The 22253-nt window shown below is 71.9% G+C and carries 20 protein-coding genes; 10 read left to right on the top strand and 10 right to left on the bottom strand.

Going from position 1 to position 22253, the window contains the following annotated elements; all coding sequences use genetic code 11:
- Window positions 1–104: 104 nt before the first annotated feature.
- Window positions 105–437, top strand: coding sequence for a DUF2516 family protein (locus VKA29_RS02980; RefSeq protein ID WP_324783583.1), 333 nt, complete (start codon window positions 105–107; stop codon window positions 435–437).
- A gap of 157 nt (window positions 438–594) precedes the next feature.
- Here the strand turns inward: VKA29_RS02980 and VKA29_RS02975 are convergent, their stop codons facing one another.
- From VKA29_RS02975 to VKA29_RS02965, 3 genes are all read right to left on the bottom strand, one after another.
- Window positions 595–1908 (bottom strand): fused response regulator/phosphatase, encoded by a 1314-nt coding sequence (locus VKA29_RS02975; protein ID WP_324783533.1) that lies wholly within the window; start codon window positions 1906–1908, stop codon window positions 595–597.
- 249 nt (window positions 1909–2157) lie between these two features.
- Entirely contained in the window at window positions 2158–3261 is a 1104-nt protein-coding gene (locus VKA29_RS02970) for a C40 family peptidase (RefSeq protein ID WP_324783582.1), read from the bottom strand.
- 291 nt (window positions 3262–3552) lie between these two features.
- Complete coding sequence (locus VKA29_RS02965) at window positions 3553–4380, bottom strand: class I SAM-dependent methyltransferase (RefSeq protein WP_324783532.1); 828 nt, start codon at window positions 4378–4380, stop codon at window positions 3553–3555.
- A gap of 1159 nt (window positions 4381–5539) precedes the next feature.
- Here VKA29_RS02965 and mshA point away from each other — a divergent pair.
- From mshA to VKA29_RS02950, 3 genes are all read left to right on the top strand, one after another.
- Window positions 5540–6877, top strand: coding sequence for a D-inositol-3-phosphate glycosyltransferase (gene mshA, locus VKA29_RS02960; protein WP_324783531.1), 1338 nt, complete (start codon window positions 5540–5542; stop codon window positions 6875–6877).
- The gene (locus VKA29_RS02955; RefSeq protein WP_324783530.1) at window positions 6870–7370 is read left to right on the top strand and encodes a YbjN domain-containing protein; all 501 of its coding nucleotides are present in this window, start codon (window positions 6870–6872) and stop codon (window positions 7368–7370) included. Before mshA ends, VKA29_RS02955 begins: the two co-directional genes overlap by 8 nt.
- A 105-nt stretch (window positions 7371–7475) precedes the next feature.
- Window positions 7476–8282, top strand: a complete 807-nt coding sequence (locus tag VKA29_RS02950) for a hypothetical protein (RefSeq protein ID WP_324783529.1) — start codon at window positions 7476–7478, stop codon at window positions 8280–8282.
- A gap of 13 nt (window positions 8283–8295) precedes the next feature.
- On the opposite strand, the gene VKA29_RS02945 is transcribed toward VKA29_RS02950, so the two are convergent.
- A complete protein-coding gene (locus VKA29_RS02945; RefSeq protein WP_324783528.1) occupies window positions 8296–9132 on the bottom strand; it encodes an AraC family transcriptional regulator in 837 nt (278 codons plus the stop codon).
- Here VKA29_RS02945 and VKA29_RS02940 point away from each other — a divergent pair.
- Window positions 9131–9607: a DUF2000 domain-containing protein gene (locus tag VKA29_RS02940; RefSeq protein ID WP_324783527.1), complete on the top strand. Its 477-nt coding sequence runs from the start codon at window positions 9131–9133 to the stop codon at window positions 9605–9607. The two genes, VKA29_RS02945 and VKA29_RS02940, sit on opposite strands and share 2 nt — an antisense overlap.
- Window positions 9608–9663: 56 nt before the next feature.
- Here VKA29_RS02940 and VKA29_RS02935 read toward each other — a convergent pair whose 3' ends face one another.
- On the bottom strand, window positions 9664–10917 hold the full coding sequence (locus VKA29_RS02935; RefSeq protein WP_324783526.1) for an MFS transporter: 1254 nt from the start codon (window positions 10915–10917) through the stop codon (window positions 9664–9666).
- Window positions 10918–11117: 200 nt separating this feature from the next.
- Between VKA29_RS02935 and VKA29_RS02930 the strand changes: the two genes are divergently transcribed.
- Entirely contained in the window at window positions 11118–11879 is a 762-nt protein-coding gene (locus tag VKA29_RS02930) for a phosphoglyceromutase (protein ID WP_324783525.1), read from the top strand.
- Window positions 11880–11928: 49 nt separating this feature from the next.
- On the top strand, window positions 11929–12294 hold the full coding sequence (locus VKA29_RS36885) for a hypothetical protein (RefSeq protein WP_420718419.1): 366 nt from the start codon (window positions 11929–11931) through the stop codon (window positions 12292–12294).
- On the opposite strand, the gene VKA29_RS02920 is transcribed toward VKA29_RS36885, so the two are convergent.
- Entirely contained in the window at window positions 12285–12827 is a 543-nt protein-coding gene (locus tag VKA29_RS02920; protein WP_324783524.1) for a DUF4142 domain-containing protein, read from the bottom strand. The two genes, VKA29_RS36885 and VKA29_RS02920, sit on opposite strands and share 10 nt — an antisense overlap.
- Before the next feature lie 585 nt (window positions 12828–13412).
- On the bottom strand, window positions 13413–15029 hold the full coding sequence (locus VKA29_RS02915) for a hypothetical protein (protein ID WP_324783523.1): 1617 nt from the start codon (window positions 15027–15029) through the stop codon (window positions 13413–13415).
- Window positions 15030–15538: 509 nt separating this feature from the next.
- Here VKA29_RS02915 and VKA29_RS02910 point away from each other — a divergent pair.
- Entirely contained in the window at window positions 15539–16447 is a 909-nt protein-coding gene (locus tag VKA29_RS02910; RefSeq protein WP_324783522.1) for a right-handed parallel beta-helix repeat-containing protein, read from the top strand.
- A 113-nt stretch (window positions 16448–16560) separates the two neighbouring features.
- Here VKA29_RS02910 and VKA29_RS02905 read toward each other — a convergent pair whose 3' ends face one another.
- The 3 genes from VKA29_RS02905 to phoU all read right to left on the bottom strand — a co-directional run bounded on the left by VKA29_RS02905 (window position 16561) and on the right by phoU (window position 19872).
- Window positions 16561–17451, bottom strand: coding sequence for a hypothetical protein (locus tag VKA29_RS02905; RefSeq protein ID WP_324783521.1), 891 nt, complete (start codon window positions 17449–17451; stop codon window positions 16561–16563).
- A 360-nt stretch (window positions 17452–17811) separates the two neighbouring features.
- A complete protein-coding gene (locus VKA29_RS02900) occupies window positions 17812–18546 on the bottom strand; it encodes a dienelactone hydrolase family protein (protein WP_324783520.1) in 735 nt (244 codons plus the stop codon).
- A 636-nt stretch (window positions 18547–19182) separates the two neighbouring features.
- The gene (gene phoU / locus VKA29_RS02895; RefSeq protein WP_324783519.1) at window positions 19183–19872 is read right to left on the bottom strand and encodes a phosphate signaling complex protein PhoU; all 690 of its coding nucleotides are present in this window, start codon (window positions 19870–19872) and stop codon (window positions 19183–19185) included.
- Between the two features lie 227 nt (window positions 19873–20099).
- On the opposite strand from phoU, the gene VKA29_RS02890 reads away from it, so the two are divergent.
- Window positions 20100–21365, top strand: a complete 1266-nt coding sequence (locus tag VKA29_RS02890) for a sensor histidine kinase (RefSeq protein ID WP_324783518.1) — start codon at window positions 20100–20102, stop codon at window positions 21363–21365.
- On the top strand, window positions 21362–22042 hold the full coding sequence (locus VKA29_RS02885; protein WP_010358452.1) for a response regulator transcription factor: 681 nt from the start codon (window positions 21362–21364) through the stop codon (window positions 22040–22042). The genes VKA29_RS02890 and VKA29_RS02885 overlap by 4 nt, the downstream gene beginning before the upstream one ends.
- The last annotated feature ends 211 nt before the right edge of the window (window positions 22043–22253 follow it).

Below are 22253 nucleotides of genomic sequence, written 5' to 3'. Positions count from 1 at the left end.
GGCACTTACGGAGTGCCCGGCCCGTTCTGCGGGCAGCGGGGTCGCGGGAGCGGGTACGGTGACCGCGTAGGGACGAGCCGAGTCTGGTGGTGGACGTAGTGCTGATGCAGGGCTTCGCAGGGTTCATGTGGCTGCTGAGCATGGCCCTGATCCTTTTCAGCGGATTCGCGCTGATCGACGCCGCCACGCGCCGTGAGGACGCCTACCGTGCCGCCGACAAGCAGACGAAGCCCTTCTGGCTGATCGTTCTCGGGATCGCCTTCGTGGTGAACCTGATCTTCAACATCCTGTCGTTCCTGCCGATCATCGGCCTGATCGCGACCATCGTGTACATGGTCGACGTACGGCCCGCCCTGCGCGGCATGTCCGGCGGGGGCCGCAGCCGCCGCGGTTCCAGCAGCGACGGTCCGTACGGCCCGTACAACGGCGGGCGCTGACGCCGTCGGTCCGGCGGCCTTCCGCACGGCCGCCCCGGTCCGGCCACAGGCAGCGAGACGGGCAGGCAGACAGGCCACGGTCCGGTCCCGGCCCTGGTTCCGCAGGGGGCCGCGGTGCCCGGGTGGCGCAGCGGCCGGGGATCCCGTCGCGGAGCGGTTACGGCGTCCGGTCCAGCAGCAGTACGGCCACGTCGTCCGTCAGTTCGCCGCCGTTGAGGTCGCGCACCTCGTTCACCGCGGCCCACAGCAGTTCCTCGCCGCTGAGGCCCGCGGCGAGTTGCCGGCGCACCAGCTCCACCATGCCGTCCTGGCCGAGCCGTTCCCCGCTCTCGCCGACGCGGCCCTCGATCAGTCCGTCGGTGTAGAGCATCAGAGTCCACTCGGCACCCAGCTCCACCTGCATCCGCGGCCAGCGGGCGCCCGGCAGCAGGCCGAGCGCGGGACCGTTGTTCTCCTGCGGCAGCAGCCTCGCCGGGCGGCCGGGGTGGGCGATCAGCGGGGCCGGGTGCCCGGCCAGGCACAGGCCGGCGCGGCGGCCGTCGGGGGCGATGTCCACCGTGCACAGCGTCGCGAAGATCTCGTCGTCGGAACGCTCGTGCTCCAGCACCTGCTGCAGCGTGCCGAGCAGCTGGTCGCCGCACAGGCCCGCCAGCGTCAGCGCCCGCCAGGCGATGCGCAGCTCCACGCCGAGCGCGGCCTCGTCCGGGCCGTGGCCGCAGACGTCGCCGATCATGGCGTGCACGGTGCCGTCCGGGGTGCGGACGACGTCGTAGAAGTCACCGCCGAGCAGCGCGCGGGAGCGGCCCGGGCGGTAGCGGGCGGCGAACCGCAGGGGCGAGCCCTCCAGCAGCGGGGTCGGCAGCAGTCCGCGCTCCAGGCGCCGGTTCTCCTGGGCGCGCAGCTTGCCCTCGGCGAGCCGCCGCTCGGCGGTGTCGGAACGCTTCCGCTCGACGGCGTACCGGATCGCCCGGCTCAGCAGCCGGCCGTCCAGCTCGTCGCGGAAGAGGTAGTCCTGGGCGCCCACACGCACCGCCTCGGCGCCGCGCTCGGCGTCGCCGGACGCGGTGAGCGCGAGGACGGCGTGCCGGGGCGCGAGCCGCAGTACGTGCCGGAGGACGGCGAGTTCGTCGTCGCCGTCGGAGCGGCCCGGGGCGGACAGCGCGAGGTCGAGCAGGATGCAGTGCACGTCGTCCGTCAGCAGCCGCTCCGCCTCGGTGAGGTTGCGGGCGGTGCGCACGCGGATCGGCTTGCCCGCCGAGTCGTGCAGTTCGGGCACGATCGGCGAACCGCCGGGATCGTCCTCGATCAGCAGCAGCGTCAGATGGGTGTGCGTGGCGCCGTTCGGGTCGGCCGTGACGTCCTTCGGCGGGGCCGACGTTTCCTCGGAGGAGTCGCCGCCTGGGGACGCGGCCTGCGCCTGACCGCTCTCCACGGCCGGGATCGCTCTCTGCCGCGGTACGGGTACAGGCATCGTGCTGGGTTCCTTCCCTCCCCCCGAGGGCACGGCAGCGCGAGGGGCCTCGACCTGCCGACGGGGACCATAGCGGGTGTCGGCGCCGCAGCGGAATGGCGCGGGCCACGTCCATCGGCGGCCGGCCAGTGGCATATGCCGCGATCCGTATCGCAGTTGGACAGGCGGGCCGTGACGGCGGAATGACGAACGTCACGTCCGCGCGGGGTTTGGCCGCGCACCCGTGTGGGGCGCGTCACGTGGCCCGGTTCACGCGTCCGGCCGCACCACCCCGAGGATCGGCATCGAACCGGCGCCCGCGAGCGTCACCGTCCGCCCCGGGCGCGGGGCGTGCACGATCGCGCCGTCGCCGACGTACATCCCGACGTGGCTGGCGTCGTCGAAGTAGATGATCAGGTCACCGGGGCGCATGGCCTTGACGTCGACATGCTTCAGCTGCCTCCACTGCTCCTGCGAGGTGCGCGGGATGGGGTGCCCGGCGTCCGCCCAGGCCTGGGAGGTCAGCCCCGAGCAGTCGTAGGCGTCCGGGCCCTCGGCGCCCCACACGTACGGCTTGCCGATCTGCGCGGTGGCGAACTTCACCGCCTTTTTGCCCTGTTCGGAGGCCTTTCCGTTGATCTCGTCGAGAATGCCGGAGTCGAGCCAGGCGGTCTGCGCCTGATAGGCGGCCTGCCGCTCCAGCTTCGCCAGGCGCTCCTTCTCCTGCTTCTCCAGCTGCGACTCGAGCTGCTCGGCCGCCGCGATCTGCTGCTTGATCTTCTTGCGGGCCGTGGCCTTCGCCTTGCGGTGGCTCTCCAGCTTCTTCCACTGGGCGGAGGCGTCCTCGGCGTACTGCTTCAAGTCCTGCTGGGTGTCCGTCATTTCACGGAGCAGGCCCTTGGTCGCGCGCTGGCCCTGCAGCACCCGGCCGGTGCCGTCGAGGAAGTCCTGGGGGTCGTCGCTGAGCAGCAGCTGCGCCTCGTCGGGCAGGCCGCCCGTGCGGTACTGGGCGGCGGCCGCGGCGCCCGCGCGCCGCTTCAGCTCGTCGAGCTTCCGCTGACCCTCGACGATCTTCTTCGCCAGCTCGACGATCTCGGCGGACTGCTTCTCGGCCTTCTCCTCGGCCGCGTTGTACGCGTCGGTGGCGACCGCCGCGTCGTGGTACAGCTTGTCGAGCTTCTCGCGGACGGCCTCCAGGTCCTTGTTCGGCGCCGGCGCCGGGGCCGGGGACGCGGAGGACGAGGCCGAGGGGGACGCCGACGGGGACGGGGCCGGGCCGGGGCTCGCCAGCGCGGTGCCCGGTGCCGCCAGGACGGTGACCGCGCATACCACGGTGACGGCGGTCGCGATCAGGCCGTGCTTGCCCGGTGCCATCGCCATGCCTCTGTCCCCCAACCTGATTAACCGTCAGTAACTTGCGACGCCTGGGGGATCGTGCCATGCCCGCGCGCAAAACGACAGAGGCCGTCGGACGTGGGACTTCCCTTCTTGCCCTCACCTGATGGCGATCTCCCCGCCTTTGTGACGAACGACTCACCTCCGCCGTTCCCGACAGGCCGTCACTCCTGCGGCGGTTCACCCGGCCGGTGCACTCCGTCCGGCGCCCCGGCGGGGCGTTCCCCCCACGCTGCCGCGCCGGTCAGCCGGTGCGCGGAAGGCGGGGGTTCACCCGCGCGGGGCCAACGCCCGCCAGGCCACCGTCACTTCGCCCTGCCGCCAGCGCGTGGGCCCGTCCGTCACCGGCCAGTCGGCCGCGAGGGCGCGCACCGCGCGGATCCAGCGCTGCCGGGCGCCGTAGGAGGCGTACGGTGCGGCGGCCGCCCAGGCGCGGTCGAAGTCGCGCAGGAAGGCGTGCACCGGCTCGCCGGGTACGTTGCGGTGGATGAGCGCCTTCGGCAGCCGCTCGGCGAGGTCCGAGGGGCGCTCCAGGGACCCCAACCGGGTGGCGAACGTGACCGTGCGCGGCCCCTCGGGGCCCAGCGCGACCCACACGTGCCGCCGCCCGATCTCGTCGCAGGTGCCCTCGACCAGCAGCCCGCCCGGCGCGAGCCGCCCGCGCAGGCGCTCCCAGACGGCGGCGACCTCGCCCTCGTCGTACTGGCGCAGCACGTTGGCCGCGCGGACGAGCAGCGGCCGCCGGGGGAGCGGGATCTCGAAGCCGCCGTGCCGGAAGACCAGGCCGTCGCGCTCGTACGGCTCGGCCGCCGCGACCCGGGCCGGGTCGATCTCGATGCCGACCACGCCCACGCGTGGAGCGACGGCGCGCAGCCGGTGCAGCAGCTCGACGGCCGTCCAGGGCGCGGCCCCGTACCCGAGGTCGACGGCGACCGGATCGTCGGCGCGGCGCAACTCGGCCCCGTGCACGGCCGCGATCCAGCGGTCCATGCGGCGCAGCCGGTTGGGATTGGTCGTCCCGCGCGTGACCGTGCCCACGGGGGCGCTCCCGCTCGGGCGAAGCCGAGAGCGGGGGAGGGCGGCGGCGCGGGAGGTCATGCGTACGAGGGTATGCGGGCCGCGCGGGCCGCCGGGTCGTGCGGGTCGGCGGGCCGCGCGGGTCGTGCGGGTCGGCGGGCCGTGTGGGTCGTGCGGGTCGGCGGGCCGTGTGGGTCGTGCGGGTCGGCGGGTCGTGCGGGCTGGGTGGGCGCCAGGCCAATCGTGGGTGCGGGCCGCCGGGCAGCCCCGGCCGTGCGGGCTGCTGGGGCTGCCCGCTGTCGTGTGGATGCGGACCTGCGCGGGTCGCCGGTCGGCCGGGGCGGGCAGGCCATGCGAGACCGGCGGGCCGGCCGAGGCTGCCGGGCCGGTGGAGACTGCTGGGTCTGCTGAGCCTTCCGGCTCGCCCGAGACTGCCGGGTCAGCCGAGGCGGACGGGCCCACCGCGGGTTCGGGCCGCCGGGCCGCGCGGGCCGCCCGGGGGGCTGCTGGGGCTGCCCGCTGTCGTGTGGATGCGAACCTGCGCGGGGCACCGGTCGGCCGGGGCGGGCAGGCCGCGTGAGACCGGCGGGCCGGCCGAGGCTGCCGGGCCGGTGGAGACTGCTGGGTCTGCTGAGCCTTCCAGCTCGCCCGAGACTGCCGGGTCTGCTGAGCCTTCCGGCTCGCCCGAGACTGCCGGGTCAGCCGAGGCGGACGGGCCCACCGCGGGTTCGGGCCGCCGGGCCGCGCGGGCCGCCCGGGGGGCTGCTGGGGCTGCCCGCTGTCGTGTGGATGCGGACCTGCGCGGGTCACCGGTCGGCCGGGGCGGGCAGGCCATGCGAGACCGGCGGGCCGGCCGAGGCTGCCGGGCGGCCGAAACAGACGGGCCGGCCGAGACCGGCCGGGCCGCACGAGGCACGGGCCAGCCCAGACAGATGGACCAGTGGAGACCGGTCGGGCGGCTGAGCCAGACGGGCCCGCCGAGCCAGACGGGCCTGCTGAGACCGGCCGGGAGGCCGAGCCAGACGGGCCTGCTGAGACCGGTCGGGAGGCCGAGGCAGGCGGGCCTGCCGGGACGGACGGGACGGACGCGCTCTGCCGTCGAACGGTTGAGCGACTCGGGGTAACACCTCGGCAAAGTTCGTTCCGCCCGGAATGGGAACCCGGCCCCCCGCTGTTGCACACCCCTGGAGGGAGCCCCACACCCTCTGCCCGGCATGCCCGTACCAAGGAGGAACGCCACGTGAGCCAGTACGTCAGCAGGCTCGGGCGTCGTTCCCCGGCAACGCCCTCGCGGCTCAGGCTGCACCGCCGGCCCCGCCGCGTCGCCATGCTCTCCGTGCACACCTCACCCCTCCACCAGCCGGGCACCGGCGACGCCGGCGGCATGAACGTCTACATCGTGGAGCTCGCGCAGCGCCTGGCCGCGATCAACGTCGAGGTCGAGATCTTCACCCGCGCGACCACCGCCGCGCTCCCGCCGGTCGTGGAACTGGCGCCGGGCGTACTCGTCCGGCACGTCGACGCGGGCCCCTACGAGGGACTGGCCAAGGAGGACCTGCCCGCCCAGCTGTGCGCCTTCACGCACGGCGTGATGCAGGCCTGGGCCGGCCACCGCCCCGGCTACTACGACCTCGTGCACTCCCACTACTGGCTCTCCGGCCACGTCGGCTGGCTCGCCGCCCAGCGCTGGGGCGCGCCCCTGGTGCACGCCATGCACACCATGGCCAAGGTCAAGAACGCCAACCTCGCCGACGGCGACACCCCCGAACCCGCCGCCCGCGTCATCGGCGAGACCCAGATCGTCGCCGCCGCCGACCGCCTGATCGCGAACACCGCGGAGGAGGCCGACGAGCTGGTACGGCACTACAGCGCCGACCCCGGCAAGGTCGCCGTCGTCCACCCCGGCGTGAACCTCGACCGCTTCCGCCCCGCCGACGGCCGCGCGGCCGCCCGCGCCCGCCTGGACCTCCCGCAGGACGCCCTGATCCCCCTCTTCGCGGGCCGCATACAGCCCCTGAAGGCACCCGACGTGCTGCTGCGCGCGGTGGCCGTGCTGCTCGACGAGCGTCCCGACCTGCGTTCCCGGATCGTCGTACCCGTCGTCGGCGGGCCCAGCGGCAGCGGCCTCGCCAAGCCGGAGGGGCTGCAGAAGCTGGCGTCCCGGCTGGGCATCGCGGACGTGGTCCGCTTCCACCCGCCCGTCCGGCAGGAGCAGCTCGCGGACTGGTTCCGGGCGGCCTCCGTGCTCGTCATGCCGTCCTACAGCGAGTCCTTCGGCCTGGTCGCCATAGAGGCACAGGCGGCGGGCACGCCGGTGCTCGCGGCCGCCGTGGGCGGCCTGCCGGTCGCCGTGCGGGACGGCCGTACCGGGTTCCTCGTGCGCGGCCACGACCCGGCCGACTACGCGCGCGTGCTGCGCGACTTCGCCGACGACCCGCGGCTGCCGGACCACATGGGCGCGGCCGCCGCCCGGCACGCGCAGTCCTTCGGCTGGGACGCCGCGGCAGCCGCCACGGCGGACGTCTACACGGCGGCGATGCAGGCGCACCGGCGTCGCGTACGCTCCCACCATGGCTGATGCGGAGAAGGCAGGTCAGGTCATCGAAGGTGTCCTGAAGGACGCCGAACTCGAATGGGAGAACCCCGGGCCGGGCAGCTACGTCGTCAAGCTCCCCGGCACGCGCAAGCTGTCCACCACGGTCTCCCTGCTCGTGGGCCGCCACTCGCTCTCCCTCAACGCCTTCGTGATCCGCCACCCCGACGAGAACGAGGCCGGCGTCCACCGCTGGCTGCTGGAGCGCAACCTCAAGCTCTACGGCGTCGGTTACGCCGTGGACCGCCTCGGCGACATCTACCTCACCGGCAAGCTGCCGCTGTCCGCCGTCACCCCCGACGAGGTCGACCGCCTGCTCGGCCAGGTCCTGGAGGCCGCCGACGGCAGCTTCAACACGCTCCTGGAACTGGGTTTCGCCTCCGCGATCCGCCGGGAGTACGAGTGGCGGGTGTCGCGGGGCGAGTCGACCCGCAACCTGGACGCCTTCGCGCACCTCACCCGGCGCTCGGGGGAGTAGCCCCGGCCGGCCGGGAGGCCGATGTGAGCCGGCGCGGCCGTACAACCTCCGCGGGCCCGCCGCGGTCTACTCGCTGTCGGCCCTACCAGCAAGAAGAGGTTGTGCATGCGCACAGGCAGAACCGGCGCCGCGGCCGCGCTCGCGGGAGCCCTCGCCTTCACGGCGTTCACCGCGCCGGCCGCCCGGGCGGCGGACACCGGTATCACGGTGACCGACCTGGTCGTGAACAACGGCAAGCCCATCGTCGTGGGCGTCAGCGAGGCGAAACACCCCAGCCTCAGTTTCCGCGTGACCTGGCCCGCCGGCTACACGCCCACCACCATGGACGCGAACCCGTACCTGTACCACGACACCACGGCCGCCAAGGGAGCCGACCAGGGCGGCATCTACCTCAGCAGCGTCACCCTCTACGACGACAGCCCGACCTCCGCGGACTGCGAGGGCGACCTGTACATCGACCCGCCCTACACCCTGGACTCCAACAACGACGCCACGTCCTGGAAGATCGCCGTCTCCGCGCGACTGTGGGACAAGACGCACACCCAGCTCAAGGCCCACGAGTACCTGACCGGCTTCGGCAGCATCGCGGTCAAGCGCGCCGCCCGGGCCACCGTCAACGCCTCGCCCGAACCGGTCGCCAAGGGCAGGACGATCACCGTGACGGGCCGCGCCACCCGCGCCGACTGGGTGAAGCACGCCTACGTCGGCTACGCCGACAAGCTGGCCAAGCTCCAGTTCCGCAAGGCGGGCACCAGCACCTACCAGACCGTCAAGTACGTGCGGACCGGCTCCACCGGCTACCTGAAGACCACGGTCACCGCGTCCGCCGACGGCTACTGGCGCTGGAGCTACGGCGAGACCTCGACGACGGGCGGCGCCACGGCCAAGTCCGACTACGTCGACGTCGTCTGAGCCCGGCGCGTCCTCATGCCCGCGGGTGGGCCGCCGGTTCGCCGTCGCGCCGCACGCGGGCATGCCGTCCGTACCGTCCCGGGGGCACTCCCACCAGCCTGCGGAAGTGCCGGGTGAGATGGGACTGGTCGTAGAAGCCGGTCAGGGCCGCGACCTCGCCCGGCGGGCGTCCGTCGAGGAGCAGCCGGCGGGCGCGGCCGACGCGGCGGGACATCAGGTACTGGTGCGGGGCGATGCCGTACGCGCTGCTGAACGCCCGTACCAGGTGCGCGCGATGGGCGTGCAGGAGCGCGGCCGCCTCGTCGAGGGTGAGGCCCTCCACGACACGCTCGTCGAGGAGTTCGCGCAGCCGCCGGGCCAGGGCGGGGTCGCGGCGCGGGGTCTCGGCGACGGCCCCTGGCCGCAGGTGCGCGCGGAGCCGGTCGCCGATGAGGGTCAGCCTGCTGTCCGCCTCCAGTTCGTCGCCGGGCCGGGCGAGAGCGGTGTGCAACTGGCCGACGCGCAGGCGCAGTACGGGGTCGCGCAGGTCGGGGGAGTCCACCGCCGGGCCGATCAGGTCCGCGCCCAGCCGGGAGCCGTCGAGGTACAGCACCCGCTTGCGGAAGCCGTGCGGGGTGGCCGGCGAGCCGTTGTGCGGGACGTGCGGCGGCAGCAGCGAGACCGTGTCGTGCGGGGTGCCGTGCTCGTGCCGGTCGAGGTCGTACCGTACGGCGCCGTCGTCCACGATGAGCAGCGTCCACGCCTCGTGCACGTGCATCGGGTAGGCGTACTCGGTGAAATGGGCGTGGAAGACCTCCACCACCCCCGGGACGCGGGGGCGCCAGGCGGTCACGTCACGCTCGGCGGCCATGCGACGAACGTACAAGACGGCGCCGCCGGGCGGTCGGCACGCTCGGGGCATGAGCGAAGCACCCATCCGATTCGACACCAAGATCGCCGTCCTGCTGCGCGCCGACCTGGAGACCTGGCAGCGGCTGAACGTCACGGCGTTCCTGGTCAGCGGCCTCGGCACGGCGGTCCCCGAGGTGGTCGGCGAGCCCTACGAGGACGCCGACGGCGTGCCCTACCTGCCGATGTTCCGCCAGCCGGTCCTGGTCTTCGAGGGCACCAAGGAGACGCTGACGGCGGCACACGCGCGTGCGCTGAGCCGGGCGCTGCCGCGGGCGGTCTTCACGAGCGACCTGTTCACGACGGGCAACGACCGCGACAACCGGGCGGCCGTACGGGCCGTGCCCACGGGCGGGCTGGACCTGGTGGGCCTGTCCGTGCACGGCCCGAAGAACGCGGTGGACAAGATCCTCAAGGGCGCCCGGATGCATCCGTGACGATCCTCAAGGCCGCCCGGATGCACTCCTGACGACCCTCACGACCCTCACGACCCTCATGCGGCACTGGCCTCCGCCGGGGCGGCCGCCGGCTTCCCCACAGCGGGCTCCTGCGCCGGCAGCCGCCGCATCAGGGCGCCGTATCCGAAGGCGGCCACCGTGCCGACCGCCGCGCACAGGCCCCACAGCCACTCCGCCCCGAACCGGTCGATGACGAAGCCGGACATCAGCGGCGCGACGAGCGCGGCGACGGACCAGGAGAGGGTGTACACGCCCTGATAGCGGCCGCGCCCGTGCACGGGTGACAGCCGGACGACCAGACCCGTCTGCGTCGGTGCGTTGATCATCTCGCCCAGCGTCCACACGCACACCGTGAGCGCGAGGACGCCGACCGATCCGGCGAAGACGGTGAGCCCGAAGCCGTACCCGGCCAGCAGCGCCGACGCCACCAGCAGCCGCCGCGGGTCCCGGTGCTCGATGAACCGGGTCACCGGGATCTGCAGTACGACGATCAGGATGCCGTTGACGGCGATCGCCAGGCCGTAGTCGGCGGGCGTGAACCCGGCCTCGCCCATCGCCACCGGCAGGCCGATCGACCCCTGCTGGAAGATCACGGCGATCAGGAAGGACAGGCCGACGACGGCCATGTAACGCCCGTCGCGCAGGACGGCGCCGAGGCCGATGTCGTCCTCCCGCGCGGCCTTGGCCGTGCGTTCCGGCCGGGACTCGGGCAGCTTCAGGAACACCACCACCGCGCAGACCGCCGTCATGCCCGCCTCGAGCAGGAACCCGGCGCGATAGCTGACCTGGGCGATGAACCCGGCCGCCACCGCGGAGACGGCGAAACCGAGGTTGATGGCCCAGTAGTTGAGGGAGAAGGCCCGCACCCGGTCCTCGGGCCGGACGATGTCGGCCATCATCGCCTGCACGGCGGGCCGCGAGGCGTTGCTCGTCATACCCACCAGGAAGGCGACGGCGGCGATGGCCACCGGGTCGTGCACGAAGCCCAGCAGTGCCACGGAGGCGGCCGTCGAGGCCTGGGCGACGAGCAGGGTGGGCCGCCGCCCGAGCCGGTCGGTCATCACACCGGCGGCGAGCGAGGAGACCACGCCGCCGAACCCGTGCAGGGAGGCGACGAGACCCGCGTAGGAGGCGGAGTAGCCGCGCTCCACGGTCAGGTACAACGCCATGAACGTGGCGACGAAGGCGCCCAGCCGGTTGACGAGGGTGCTGGTCCACAGCCACCAGAAGGCGCGGGGGAGTCCGGAGACGGTTTCGCGGGCGGCACGCCCCAGGCTGGCGAATGGCATGCGGATCCCCCACGACGGTCGGCACGGTGCGAGCGGCCTGGCGAGCGGCTCACGCCGAATCTGATGTAAGCGGCCCGCCCGGCAGGCACAACTTACAAATCCCTCGCCCTCCCAGGCCACTCGATTAACGGATCCCGTCAACTGTCCGGCTGCCGGGCGGCCCACGCATGCGCCCGAAAGCGTGGATTACGCTCTGGGGCATGGCCGACGCACCGTACAAGCTGATCCTCCTCCGCCACGGCGAGAGCGAGTGGAACGCGAAGAACCTGTTCACCGGCTGGGTGGACGTCAACCTCAACGAGAAGGGCGAGAAGGAGGCGGTCCGCGGCGGTGAGCTGCTCAAGGACGCCGGCCTGCTGCCCGACGTGGTGCACACGTCCCTCCAGAAGCGCGCGATCCGCACGGCGCAACTGGCCCTGGAGGCCGCCGACCGCCACTGGATCCCGGTCCACCGCACCTGGCGCCTGAACGAGCGCCACTACGGCGCCCTCCAGGGCAAGGACAAGGCCCAGACGCTCGCCGAGTTCGGCGAGGAGCAGTTCATGCTGTGGCGCCGCTCCTACGACACCCCGCCGCCGCCGCTCGAGGACGGCACCGAGTGGTCCCAGTCGGACGACCCGCGCTACGCCACGATCCCGCCGGAGCTGCGCCCCCGCACCGAGTGCCTCAAGGACGTCGTCGTCCGCATGCTCCCCTACTGGTACGACGGCATCGTCCCCGACCTCCTGACCGGCCGCACGGTCCTGGTCGCGGCCCACGGCAACAGCCTCCGCGCCCTGGTCAAGCACCTCGACGGCATCTCGGACGCCGACATCGCGGGCCTGAACATCCCCACCGGCATCCCCCTCCTGTACGAACTCACCCCCGACTTCAAGCCGGTCACCCCGGGCGGCCGCTACCTCGACCCGGAGGCGGCGGCAGCAGCCATCGAAGCGGTCAAGAACCAGGGCAAGAAGAAGTAACCGCCCAGGCGTAAGCCCCCTACCTGCGGTCTGCCCGTGGGTAGGGGGCTTGTTCCTGCACCGGGTTTCGTCGTGGTGCGCGCGGTCGCCGGGGCTTCGCCCCTTCGGCGCGTACGAGGTCGTCGAGCCCGGCGGCGACCTCCCGTCGCCGCTCCTCGTCGGAGTGCCGGTGGATCAGCGCCGCCTTCTCGGAGGACCGGCCGGCGCGCACCACCGTGTCGGGGAGGTGGTTTTGCCTGACGTGATCAACATTGCTATGGAAGATCAGTCACCGAAGCTGGCGATGTACACCGGGCTGTTGGTGCTGACCTCGTTGTGCACCACCGGACAGGACGTCTGCTGCTCGCTGATCCCCCGAAGGCGCACATCAGTGAGCCGAGATCACGTCTGTGAGCCGACGGGCGCCTACGCGTGACACACGCCGTGGTCGACCATCTGGGTGTGGCGTGAGACCACCGGGCGCGCGCTCTTGGCCAGCGACTTCACCAGCGGGTTGGTACCCGAGGCGATCTCCTTGTCGATGAGCGCGAGGGTCTGCACGTGGGCGGGGTACTGGGCCTTGAGCCACGCGGCATCGTACGCGGACGTCCCGGCGAGGGAATCGAGGGCGGCGGTTTGCCTCAGCTGCGCACTCGTTTGCCCGGACGGCAGTGCCACGCCGAGTTCTGCCGCGGTCTTGACGACGCCGGCATCAAGGGCTCTGTGGTCGCGGATGAAGTCGGCGCCGACCCGCTTGACGCAGGCGGTGGTCGCGGCGCTCTGAGCCTGCTGACCGGTCGTGATCTCCCACAGGTTTCCCTGGTGGGCCGCGGTCAGGAGCTGCCTGTCCAGGGTGGAGACCGCCGACGACGAGGACGACGAGGACGCGAGGGCCGGCAGCGACGTGGCACCCATGACGCACAGGGTGGTGGCGCATACGGCGGCGAGACGGGCACGGGACCGAGTCATGTACATGAGTCCTCCAGAGGTCGCACGTGCAAGCCTCGACGTAAACCCACCCCGAGCGTGAGAAACCGCACTAATGCCATGGTTCACCCGGTTGAGTTCCTCGGCAACCAAGGACCCGGGTAGGGCTGTCCGCACCTGAGGCGCCACGGCGAGCGCAGTCGGCGAAGAACCGGCGGATGGCCCGTGTGACGGCTGCAGCCGACAGGGCCGACCGGCTTCGGTGAACTCGGTGCGGATGTGCACCGACCGGTAGCCCGGATGCCTCCTTCGGTACCGCCGACCGCCGCTGCGGGCCCGAGTTGAGGCCGCTCCGCCACGGCCGGCGCCGTCACAGGAGCCGTCCGCTGCTGTGGGGCGAGTGCGAGGATCCCAGGCACCTTCAGCCCCCGGCAGCTCCCGTTCCTGCTCCTGGCGGCCAGCGGGCCGGCTGCACCTGCGACCCGGCGCGGACTCCCTCACCGCTCACCGTCATGCGGCTGTTCCGGCCGGACACGGGGAGTGGCCACAGACAGGTGTGCGCCCGGACGCCGTGTGGGGCGTCCGGGCGCGGGGCGGGCGGCGGCGGGCCGTCCGTCGTGGCGTCGTTCAGGACCGGTGCTGGTGGTCGCGGCAGTCGGAGAGCCGGAAGGAGGCGATCCGCGTGTGCCACTCATCGGCGCCTTCGGACGGCTGGTACTGGTTGGTGTACCAGAAGGTGCAGTCGTCCGACGGGTCGATGGCCATGGAGGTGTAGTCGCCCCAGCGGCTGTCCTCGGTCTGGGAGGCCGAGCCGGTCCACACCGTGGTCTCGCGGAACGTCATCCGGCCCGGCCGGTCGTCGGCCAGGCGTCCGGTGACGCGGATCGAGGGATGGTCCTGGGAGGACGACTGCGAGTAACCCAGCGCGATGTCACCCACCCGGTTCTGGGCGATGGAGCCCATCCACCGGTAGGTGGGGTCCGGAGCGTAGGTGCTCTGCTGCTCCACGACCGGCCGGCCGTTGCGCAGCCGCAGCTCGTACCAGCGCACGCCCACGGCGCCACGCGCGTCGACCGAGTGGTTGAACACCAGAGACTCGCGGCCGCCGATGTTGCGGTAGGCGAGCCGGTACATCGGGTAGAGGGAGAGCGAGTCCAGCTTCTGCGTGGTACCGGCCTGCGGGACGCACTTGTCCCCGAAGACATTGGTGCGCTCACACGCGCGGGTGAAGGGAGCCACGCCCAACCTCCTGGGGCCGGTCACGGAGGTGGCGGCCTGGTTCCTCCAGTCGACGTGGAAGCGGAAGTAGTCCAGGGACCTGTTGTCGTCGCCCAGGGTGACCAGCGTGTTCGGCTCCCCGAACCGGGGCGGGTTCGTGCCGTCGAGGTCGGAGGCGAGCGGGATGGGGTTCACCGGGAGGTAGTAGCACTGCTGGTCGGCGTCCTGCCCGCGCAGCATCCTGCTGCGGTCCCAGGCGCACGCCTCCTTCATGTCGAGACCCACGGGGTTGATGGTCACGTAGTAGGCGTCGGGCCACACCGCGACCTTCTCGTAGTCGGGGTCGTACTGGTACCCGAAGGCGTAGCGGTGGTAGGAGCCCGTCGCGTCCGACGTGGTGGAGACGGCCACGCACAGTCGCCTCGCCTCGTCGGAGAACTGGGTGAAGACCCAGCGGCGGGCGAGGGTGTCCCAGCGGACGACGGGGTCCACGTTGAACCCGGTCTCGCAGGGTCCCCCGAAGCCCTCCCACAGCGTGTTGGTCGGGATCGGCCCCAGCAGCGTGCCGCCGCTCTTGGAGTAGATCGCGAGTTCGACGTTGGTGACCTGCATGATCTGGCTGGAGCCCACCGAGGCGTTCGGGTCCGGCGGATGGGTGCCGCCCTGCGAGATGCCCTCGAAGTTGCGGCGCAGCTGGACCGGGGACCGGCTGCCCTGTTGCTTCTGCACCACCGGATCCGGGGCGGCTCGCCCGGGGAGAGGGGGGTGCGGCAGCCGCCGGGGACGAGGGGCGGTGGTGGACGGGCGCGGGACCTGTCCGGGCGTCTGCGCCAGCGTGCGCAAGGGGGGCGAGGTGTCATGGTGCAGCGCGGGTCCCGAGTCGGGTGACCGGACCGGCTGCTCCCGCCCCGTGCGGTCGAGAGCGGCGCCGGCGGCGGGCGTGGGGGACCATGCGGGGAAGACGGCCAGGGCCACGCCCAGCGCTGCGAGGGCCGAGAACGAGCGCAGGCCACGGAAGACTTGCACAAAGCCTCCAAAGCGGTCGGCGAACCTCGATCGGTTCGCCCGGTGACGGCACCGGCCGACGCCGCGCCTGCCTACGACGGCTGCCCCGAGGACGCACCCGCCCCGGGCGCGTCGCCATGTGCCGTCCGTAACCGGAAGAGCGGCTTCTCCGGTGCAAGGAAACCCAGTTACCCACGCCGCCCGCTGTCGGCCGCGGCACCTGACGCCGTGTCATGCATGCATCCCTCGTACGGCGCATCACCAGGAGACGGTCGCCGTGGCGCCGCGCCCGCTGCGTCCGTGTGGCCAGAGGCGTGCTCGCGAACGCCGTTCACGGCAACAGGGGTCTCAGGGATCGGCCTCTCCGCCGGCTCGCCCGCGCGGAATGGGGCCATTAGGCGTAAATCGGGAGGTTATTCGTGATGCTGTGCGGCGTGTCGGGCACCTTTCGCACAACATCTCTGCCGCGGCGCCGCACGAGGCCTTCTCGTGCCCGTTCCTCCGCGGCAGGCGTCCCCAAGAGGAGTGGCATGTTCACGCGTAAATTCTGCGTCCGGTCCGCCCAGGTGCTCTGCGCAGGCACCGCCGCAACGTTCATCCCCCTGGCCCTGGCTCCCGTCGCCTCGGCCGCGACACTGCCCGTGGGGTGCAGCGAGGCCGCCCTGAGGTCCGCCATCAACACGGCCAACAGCACCCCCGGCAGCGACACCCTCGACCTGGCGCCCCGCTGCCCGTACCGGCTGACCACCGAACTGCCCGCCATCACCTCGCCGATCGTCATCAACGGCAATGGCGACACCATCAGCCGGGTGTCGGGGACGTTCCGCATACTCACGGTCAACGGCGGCGCCCTGACCCTCCGAGAGATCGTCCTCAGCAACGGTGACGCCACGGGCAGCTCGATCGCGAACGGAGCCGGCGGCGCCGTCGTCGTCACCGGCAACGGCAGCCTGAACCTCGCCGCCAGTGTGATCAGGAACAACCACGCCGAATTCGGCGGTGGCGTCAGCGTGTTCAGGGGATCCCAGGCACAGATCAGCGCCAGCGTCTTCACGGGCAACAGCGCGACCCAGAACGGCGGCGCCGTCGTCAGTGACAGCACGGCGTCCGTCACCGCATCCCAGATCAGCGACAACACGGCCGGCAACGTCGGCGGCGGCATCGCCAACATCGGAACACTGACGATCAGCGGCACCAGCATCATGAACAACACGGCGCCGGGCGGCGGCGGGGGTCTGGCCAACGGTGTACCGGCCGCCGCCGGTGGCACCGCCACGGTGACCGCCAGCGCCATCATCAACAACTCGGCAAGCGGTACGAACCCGGGCGGCATCTACAACAACGGCGGCACCGTGACCCTGCGTGCCAGCCTGGTGGCCGCCAACAAGCCGAACAACTGCCTCACCAGCCCCACACCGGTCCCCGGCTGCGTCGGCTGATCCCTGCCGCCCTTTCATTCCGGACGGGAGGGCAGCGACCTGCGCAGGCACCACGCTGCTTCTCCGCAGACCCGTGCCGCGCCAGAAGCCGAAGGCCCTGGCGCGGCACTGCTTCAACCGGTACAGCCGGGTACCGTACCCGCGCAGTTCGTCGGCGCGTTGCCGCGGACGCGGCTGCTGTTGAGGATGACCGAGCCACCGGTCCTGAGAATGCCGCCGGCGCCCACTCCGTCTGTGGCCTGGTTGCTGTTGACGTTGGTACGGATCAGCTGGGCGGTGCCGCCGATGTTGGCGATCCCGCCACCATCACGTGCCTCGTTGTCGTTGATGTTGCTGTCCTGCACCCTCAACTGGCCCTGGTTGGCGATTCCGCCTCCCAGGTTTCCGGCGCTGTTTCCGATGACCCTGCTGTTGGTGATGGTCCCGATGCCGTCAGCGATGAAGCCACCACCCGACTGAGTCACGCTGTTGCCCGAGATGGTGGTGCGATCGACTGAGACCGTCGTGTTGGAAAGGCCACCGATTCCGCCGGAGAAGGCAGCCCGGTTGTCGAGGATGTCGCTCCGTTCCACGAAAAGGGAACCCGAGCCGATCACGCCGATGCCCCCGCCGAAGTTCACGCTTTCCCCGGACGCGTCTCCGTTGGAGACGGTCGCGTCGTTCAGGGTGAGCCGGCCGGAGACCGTGAGGATACGGAAGGCGGTGGCACCAATGCCACGCGTGATGGTGTCGCCGTTCGCGTTGATCGTGATGTTCCCAGTCACCTCCGGTAGCCGCGTGGTCAGGCTGTAGACGCAGCCCGGAGCGAGTGAGAGCACGGCAGACGGTGCGGCGTTGGCCTCTGTGATGGCTGTCGACAGAGCGTCCTCGCTGCAGGCGACGAACGTGGCTGACTGTGCGGTCGCTGGAAAGGCGGACGCACCGATGGCCATGACGACGCCCATGCCGGCGACCTGAGTGACGCGCCTGGTCGTCGTGCGAATGATCGACGTGCGAACAGACATGATGTCCCTTCGGCTCATAGGGGGATTCCGCACCCTGAGGCGCGGTTCGGGAACATTCGACACCGACGGAAAGACCGGGCTCGTGTACACAGGCTGCAATAACTGCATTCCACCCGATCGGCCGAGCATTACTGCTGCGAGGGGGGATCGGGCCGCAGTGAGTCGACAGCGGTGGATGAGAAACCGGAACCTGATGTGACGTCAGAAGAAATCATCGACCGGTTCCGCGAGTACTGCACGCACGAATTCGGCATCCAGCCCGAGGCCTACGACCCGGAGATCGACGCCGACTTCACCCTCTGCGTGAGCAGGACCCGGCCGCGGGCCGGTTTCGGTACCGCCGTCAGAAACGGGCGGGCCTCAACCGCTGCCCAGGGCGCGGTCCAGGAGGGGGAGCAGACGGTCCCAGTGGCGCTTCAGCCCGGAGGCGCTGAAAGCGTCGGTGTCGGACATGGTGAAGCCGTGGACGGTGCCGGGGTAGATCTCGGACGTGTGGCTGACACCTGCGGCGTCCAGAACCTGGTTGAGCTGGCCGAGGGCCTCGGGCGTCATGTCGCCTTCGGCGTGGCCGAGGTGGACCTGGGCGGTGAGCTTGGAGAAGAGGCCGTGCCCGTCGACGCCCACCGGGCCGTGGAACGCGGCGACGGCCGCCACCTGGCCAGGGTGGGCTGCGGCGGTGCGCATCGCCAGGAGGCCGCCGATGCAGTAGCCGGTCACCGCGACCGGACCGGCGCCGACCTCGGGCTGGGCGGTGAGGAACCTGACGTAGGCGTCGGCATCGGCGAGAGCACGCTCGGCGGTGTGCGCCTCGATCAAGGGCATCAGCTGGGCGAAGATCGCGGGCCGGACCTCTTCTCCGATGTGCTCGGGAAGTTCGACCACCGGCGCCGGGCCGTGCCGGTAGAAGAGGTTGGGGACGAGCACGTAGTACCCGTTCCCGGCCAGTTCGCGGGCCATCTCGCACAGCACGGGCCGGATGCCGAAGCCGTCCGCGTACATCAGCACCCCCGGGTGCCGCTCCCCGCGGTCGGGGAAGGCGGCGAATGCATCGGCCTGGCCGTCCGCGGTGGGAATCCGCAAGGTCTTGGTGGGCATGGGTCCTCCTGTCGTGGTCGATGTGTCGAGCCGGTGATCAACACGACGGAGGCGGAGCCCGCGCAGCGGCGCGAGTTCCTCGATCGGACAGCGGGCCGGCACCGGCCCGTACGGCGCTCAGAACAGACGCCGACGGTACCGCGGGCGCCGGGACGAGCACGTAGACCGTCTGCCGGGGCAGGGGGACGCCGTTCGCCTCACTCTCTGACGGCGGTCACGGCGTACGAGGGGCCCCGGCCGTCAGGTGCCGGGGCCCCTCGTCGTCCCACGTGGCGTCGTGCGGCGTCGTCAGCCGCACTGACACGCGCCGCCCGACTGGCAGCCGCAGCCGCAGCCCGAGCCGCAGCCGCACGCGCCGAAGAGCGGGAGGCTCCGGGCTTCGGCGGGCTGGTCCGTCTCGCGCTCCTGCGTGGGGTCGGGCGTGATGGGGGCGTCGGCCATGGGTCCTCCTCGAGGCGGGTGCCTTCGCCCATTGCATCCCCGCCCCCCTGGGCGCATCAACGGCGCACGGAGGCAATGGCGCACACCGACCGATGAGGGCGACCGGACGGGGGCGCCCATGCGATGCGCCCCCGAAGGCCCCGCCCCCGAAGGCCCCGCCCCGAAGGCCCCGTCCCCGGACTCGCCCCCGAAGGGCTACGCCCCCTCGCCGCCCGTCACCGGCTGCACGTCCGACTGCAGTTCGTCCGCGTGCTCGCCGGTCACCAGGAACACCACGCGCTTGGCGACCGCCACCGCGTGGTCGGCGAACCGCTCGTAGTAGCGGCCGAGGAGGGTGACGTCCACCGCCGTCTCGATGCCGTGCTTCCAGCGGTCGTCGATCAGGTGCTGGAACAGCGTGCGGTGCAGCAGGTCCATCGCGTCGTCGTCCGCCTCCAACTGCAGCGCCAGGTCGACGTCCTTGGTGATGATGCACTCCGCCGCCTTCGCCATCAGGCGCTGCGCGAGCTGGCCCATCTCCAGGATCGTGGCGTGCAGGTCCCGCGGCACCGCGCGCTCGGGGAAGCGCAGCCGGGCCAGCTTGGCCACGTGCTGGGCGAGGTCGCCCGAGCGCTCCAGGTCGGCGGACATCCGCAGGCTGGTGACGACGATCCGGAGATCGGTCGCCACCGGCTGCTGGCGGGCCAGCAGCGCTATGGCGCGGGCCTCCAGCTCGTGGTGGAGTTCGTCCACCTTCTTGTCGGCCTCGATGACGCTCTCGGCCAGCTTCAGGTCGGCGTCGAGGATCGCGGTCGTGGCGCGCCCGATCGCCGACCCGACCAGCCGGGCCATCTCCACCAGACCGTCGCCGATCGAGTCCAGTTCCTCGTGGTACGCGTCCCGCATCTTCGCATTCCCTCTCGTACGTGTTCATCCGGGGGCTGCCCGGGGGCCGGGCCCGGCGCGAAACCGGCGCTTCGTACCCCACGCTCCCACGTTCCGGCCCGTACGCGTCCGTTTCCGTCACCCCAAATGAACCATCCCTGGCTCCAAGGTGAACTCTGGGCGACGAGTGTCCGAGGTCGCACTGCGACGGCTGTGGGCATGTATCGCCCCATGCCTAACCTGGACGCATGGACGTGAACGCGGCGGTCGCCGCAGCGGCAGCGATCGCCGGTGTGCTCACCGGTGTGATCGCCATGCTGGCGTTCCGCTGGAGCGAGCGGGAGCTGAAACGCCCCACCCGCACCTCTCTGCACACCGACCCGGTGCTCCCGCCGGGCGTGGACACCGTCCTGTCCGTGCTTCGGTCGTCCGCCGTGGTCCTCGACGAGGCGGACGCCGTCGTCAAGGCCAGTTCGGCGGCGTACGCCCTGGGACTGGTCCGCGGCGGCCGGCTCTCCGTCGAGCCCATGCTGCAGATGGCCCGGGACACCCGGCGGGACGGTGAGATACGGCAGGTCGAGCTCGACCTGCCCAGACGCGGGACCGGGCGCGGGGAAGCCCTCGCCGTCTCCGCGCGGGTGGCCCCGCTCGGCTCCCGGCTGGTGCTGCTGCTCGTCGAGGACCTCACCGAGGCCCGCCGCATCGAGGCGGTCCGGCGGGACTTCGTGGCGAACGTCAGCCATGAGCTGAAGACGCCGGTCGGCGCGCTCTCCCTGCTGTCCGAGGCCGTGATGGACGCCTCCGACGACCCCGAGGCGGTGGAGCGCTTCGCCGGCCGCATGCAGATCGAGGCGACCCGGCTGACCAACCTGGTGCAGGAGCTCATCGACCTGTCGAGAGTGCAGAACGACGACCCCCTCGAGGACGCCGAGCCGGTCCGGGTCGACGAACTGGTCGCGGAGGCCGTCGACCGCTGTCGGCACGCGGCCGGCGCCAAGCAGATCACGATGGCCTCCGGCGGCACGGCCGGCCTGAGCGTGTGGGGCCACCGCGGCCAGCTCGCCGCCGCCCTGGGCAACCTCGTCGAGAACGCCGTCAACTACTCGCCCGCCCGCACCCGCGTCGGCATCGCCGCCCGCCGGGTGGTCGGACCCGGCGGCGACAGCATCGAGATCGCCGTCACCGACCAGGGCATCGGCATCTCCGACAAGGACAAGGAGCGCATCTTCGAGCGCTTCTACCGCGTCGACCCGGCCCGCTCCCGTGCCACCGGAGGCACCGGCCTGGGTCTGGCGATCGTCAAGCACGTGGCCGCCTCGCACGGCGGGGAGGTCACGGTGTGGAGTTCCGAGGGACAGGGCTCCACGTTCACCCTGCGACTGCCGGAGGCGGGCGCGGCCCGCGACCGCGCGCACGAGCACCCCGGTCACGATGACGAGACCGGGCAGTCCCGCGATGTATCTCCTGACACCACCCCGTACGAACCGCTTCCCGCCCCGGAGGTCCTTCCGTGACCCGTGTGCTCGTCGTCGAGGACGAGGAGTCCTTCTCCGACGCCCTGTCGTACATGCTCCGCAAGGAGGGCTTCGAGGTCGCCGTGGCGGCCACCGGGCCCGACGGACTCGACGAGTTCGAGCGCAACGGCGCCGACCTCGTCCTCCTCGACCTGATGCTGCCGGGTCTGCCCGGTACGGAGGTGTGCCGACAGCTGCGCGGCCGCTCCAACGTCCCCGTGATCATGGTGACGGCCAAGGACAGCGAGATCGACAAGGTCGTCGGCCTGGAGATAGGCGCCGACGACTACGTCACCAAGCCGTTCTCCTCGCGGGAACTGGTCGCCCGCATCCGGGCGGTGCTGCGCCGCCGGGGCGAGCCGGAGGAGGTCACGCCGGCCGCGCTGGAGGCGGGCCCGGTCCGCATGGACGTCGACCGGCACGTGGTGACGGTCTCCGGCTCCAAGGTCGACCTGCCGCTGAAGGAGTTCGACCTGCTGGAGATGCTGCTGCGCAACGCGGGCCGGGTGCTGACCCGCATGCAGCTCATCGACCGGGTGTGGGGGGCCGACTACGTCGGCGACACCAAGACCCTGGACGTGCACGTCAAGCGGCTGCGGGCGAAGATCGAGCCGGACCCGGGCGCGCCGCGCTACCTGGTCACGGTCCGCGGTCTCGGCTACAAGTTCGAGCCGTAAGCCGCCGGTCCCGAGCCGCCGGCCCTGAGCCGCCGGTCCCGAGCCGCCGGCCCTGAGCCGCTGGCCCCGAGCCGTCGGTCCTGAGCCGCCGGTCCCGATCCGCTGGCCCTGAGCCGCTGGCCCCGAGCCGTCGGTCCTGAGCCGCCGGTCCCGATCCGCTGGCCCTGAGCCGCTGGCCCCGAGCCGTCGGTCCTGAGCCGCCGGTCCCGAG

It is taken from the genome of Streptomyces sp. H51, assembly GCF_035656535.1.
In the GTDB taxonomy this organism is placed as follows: domain Bacteria; phylum Actinomycetota; class Actinomycetes; order Streptomycetales; family Streptomycetaceae; genus Streptomyces.
This window is presented reverse-complemented; position numbering and strand designations above follow the sequence as displayed.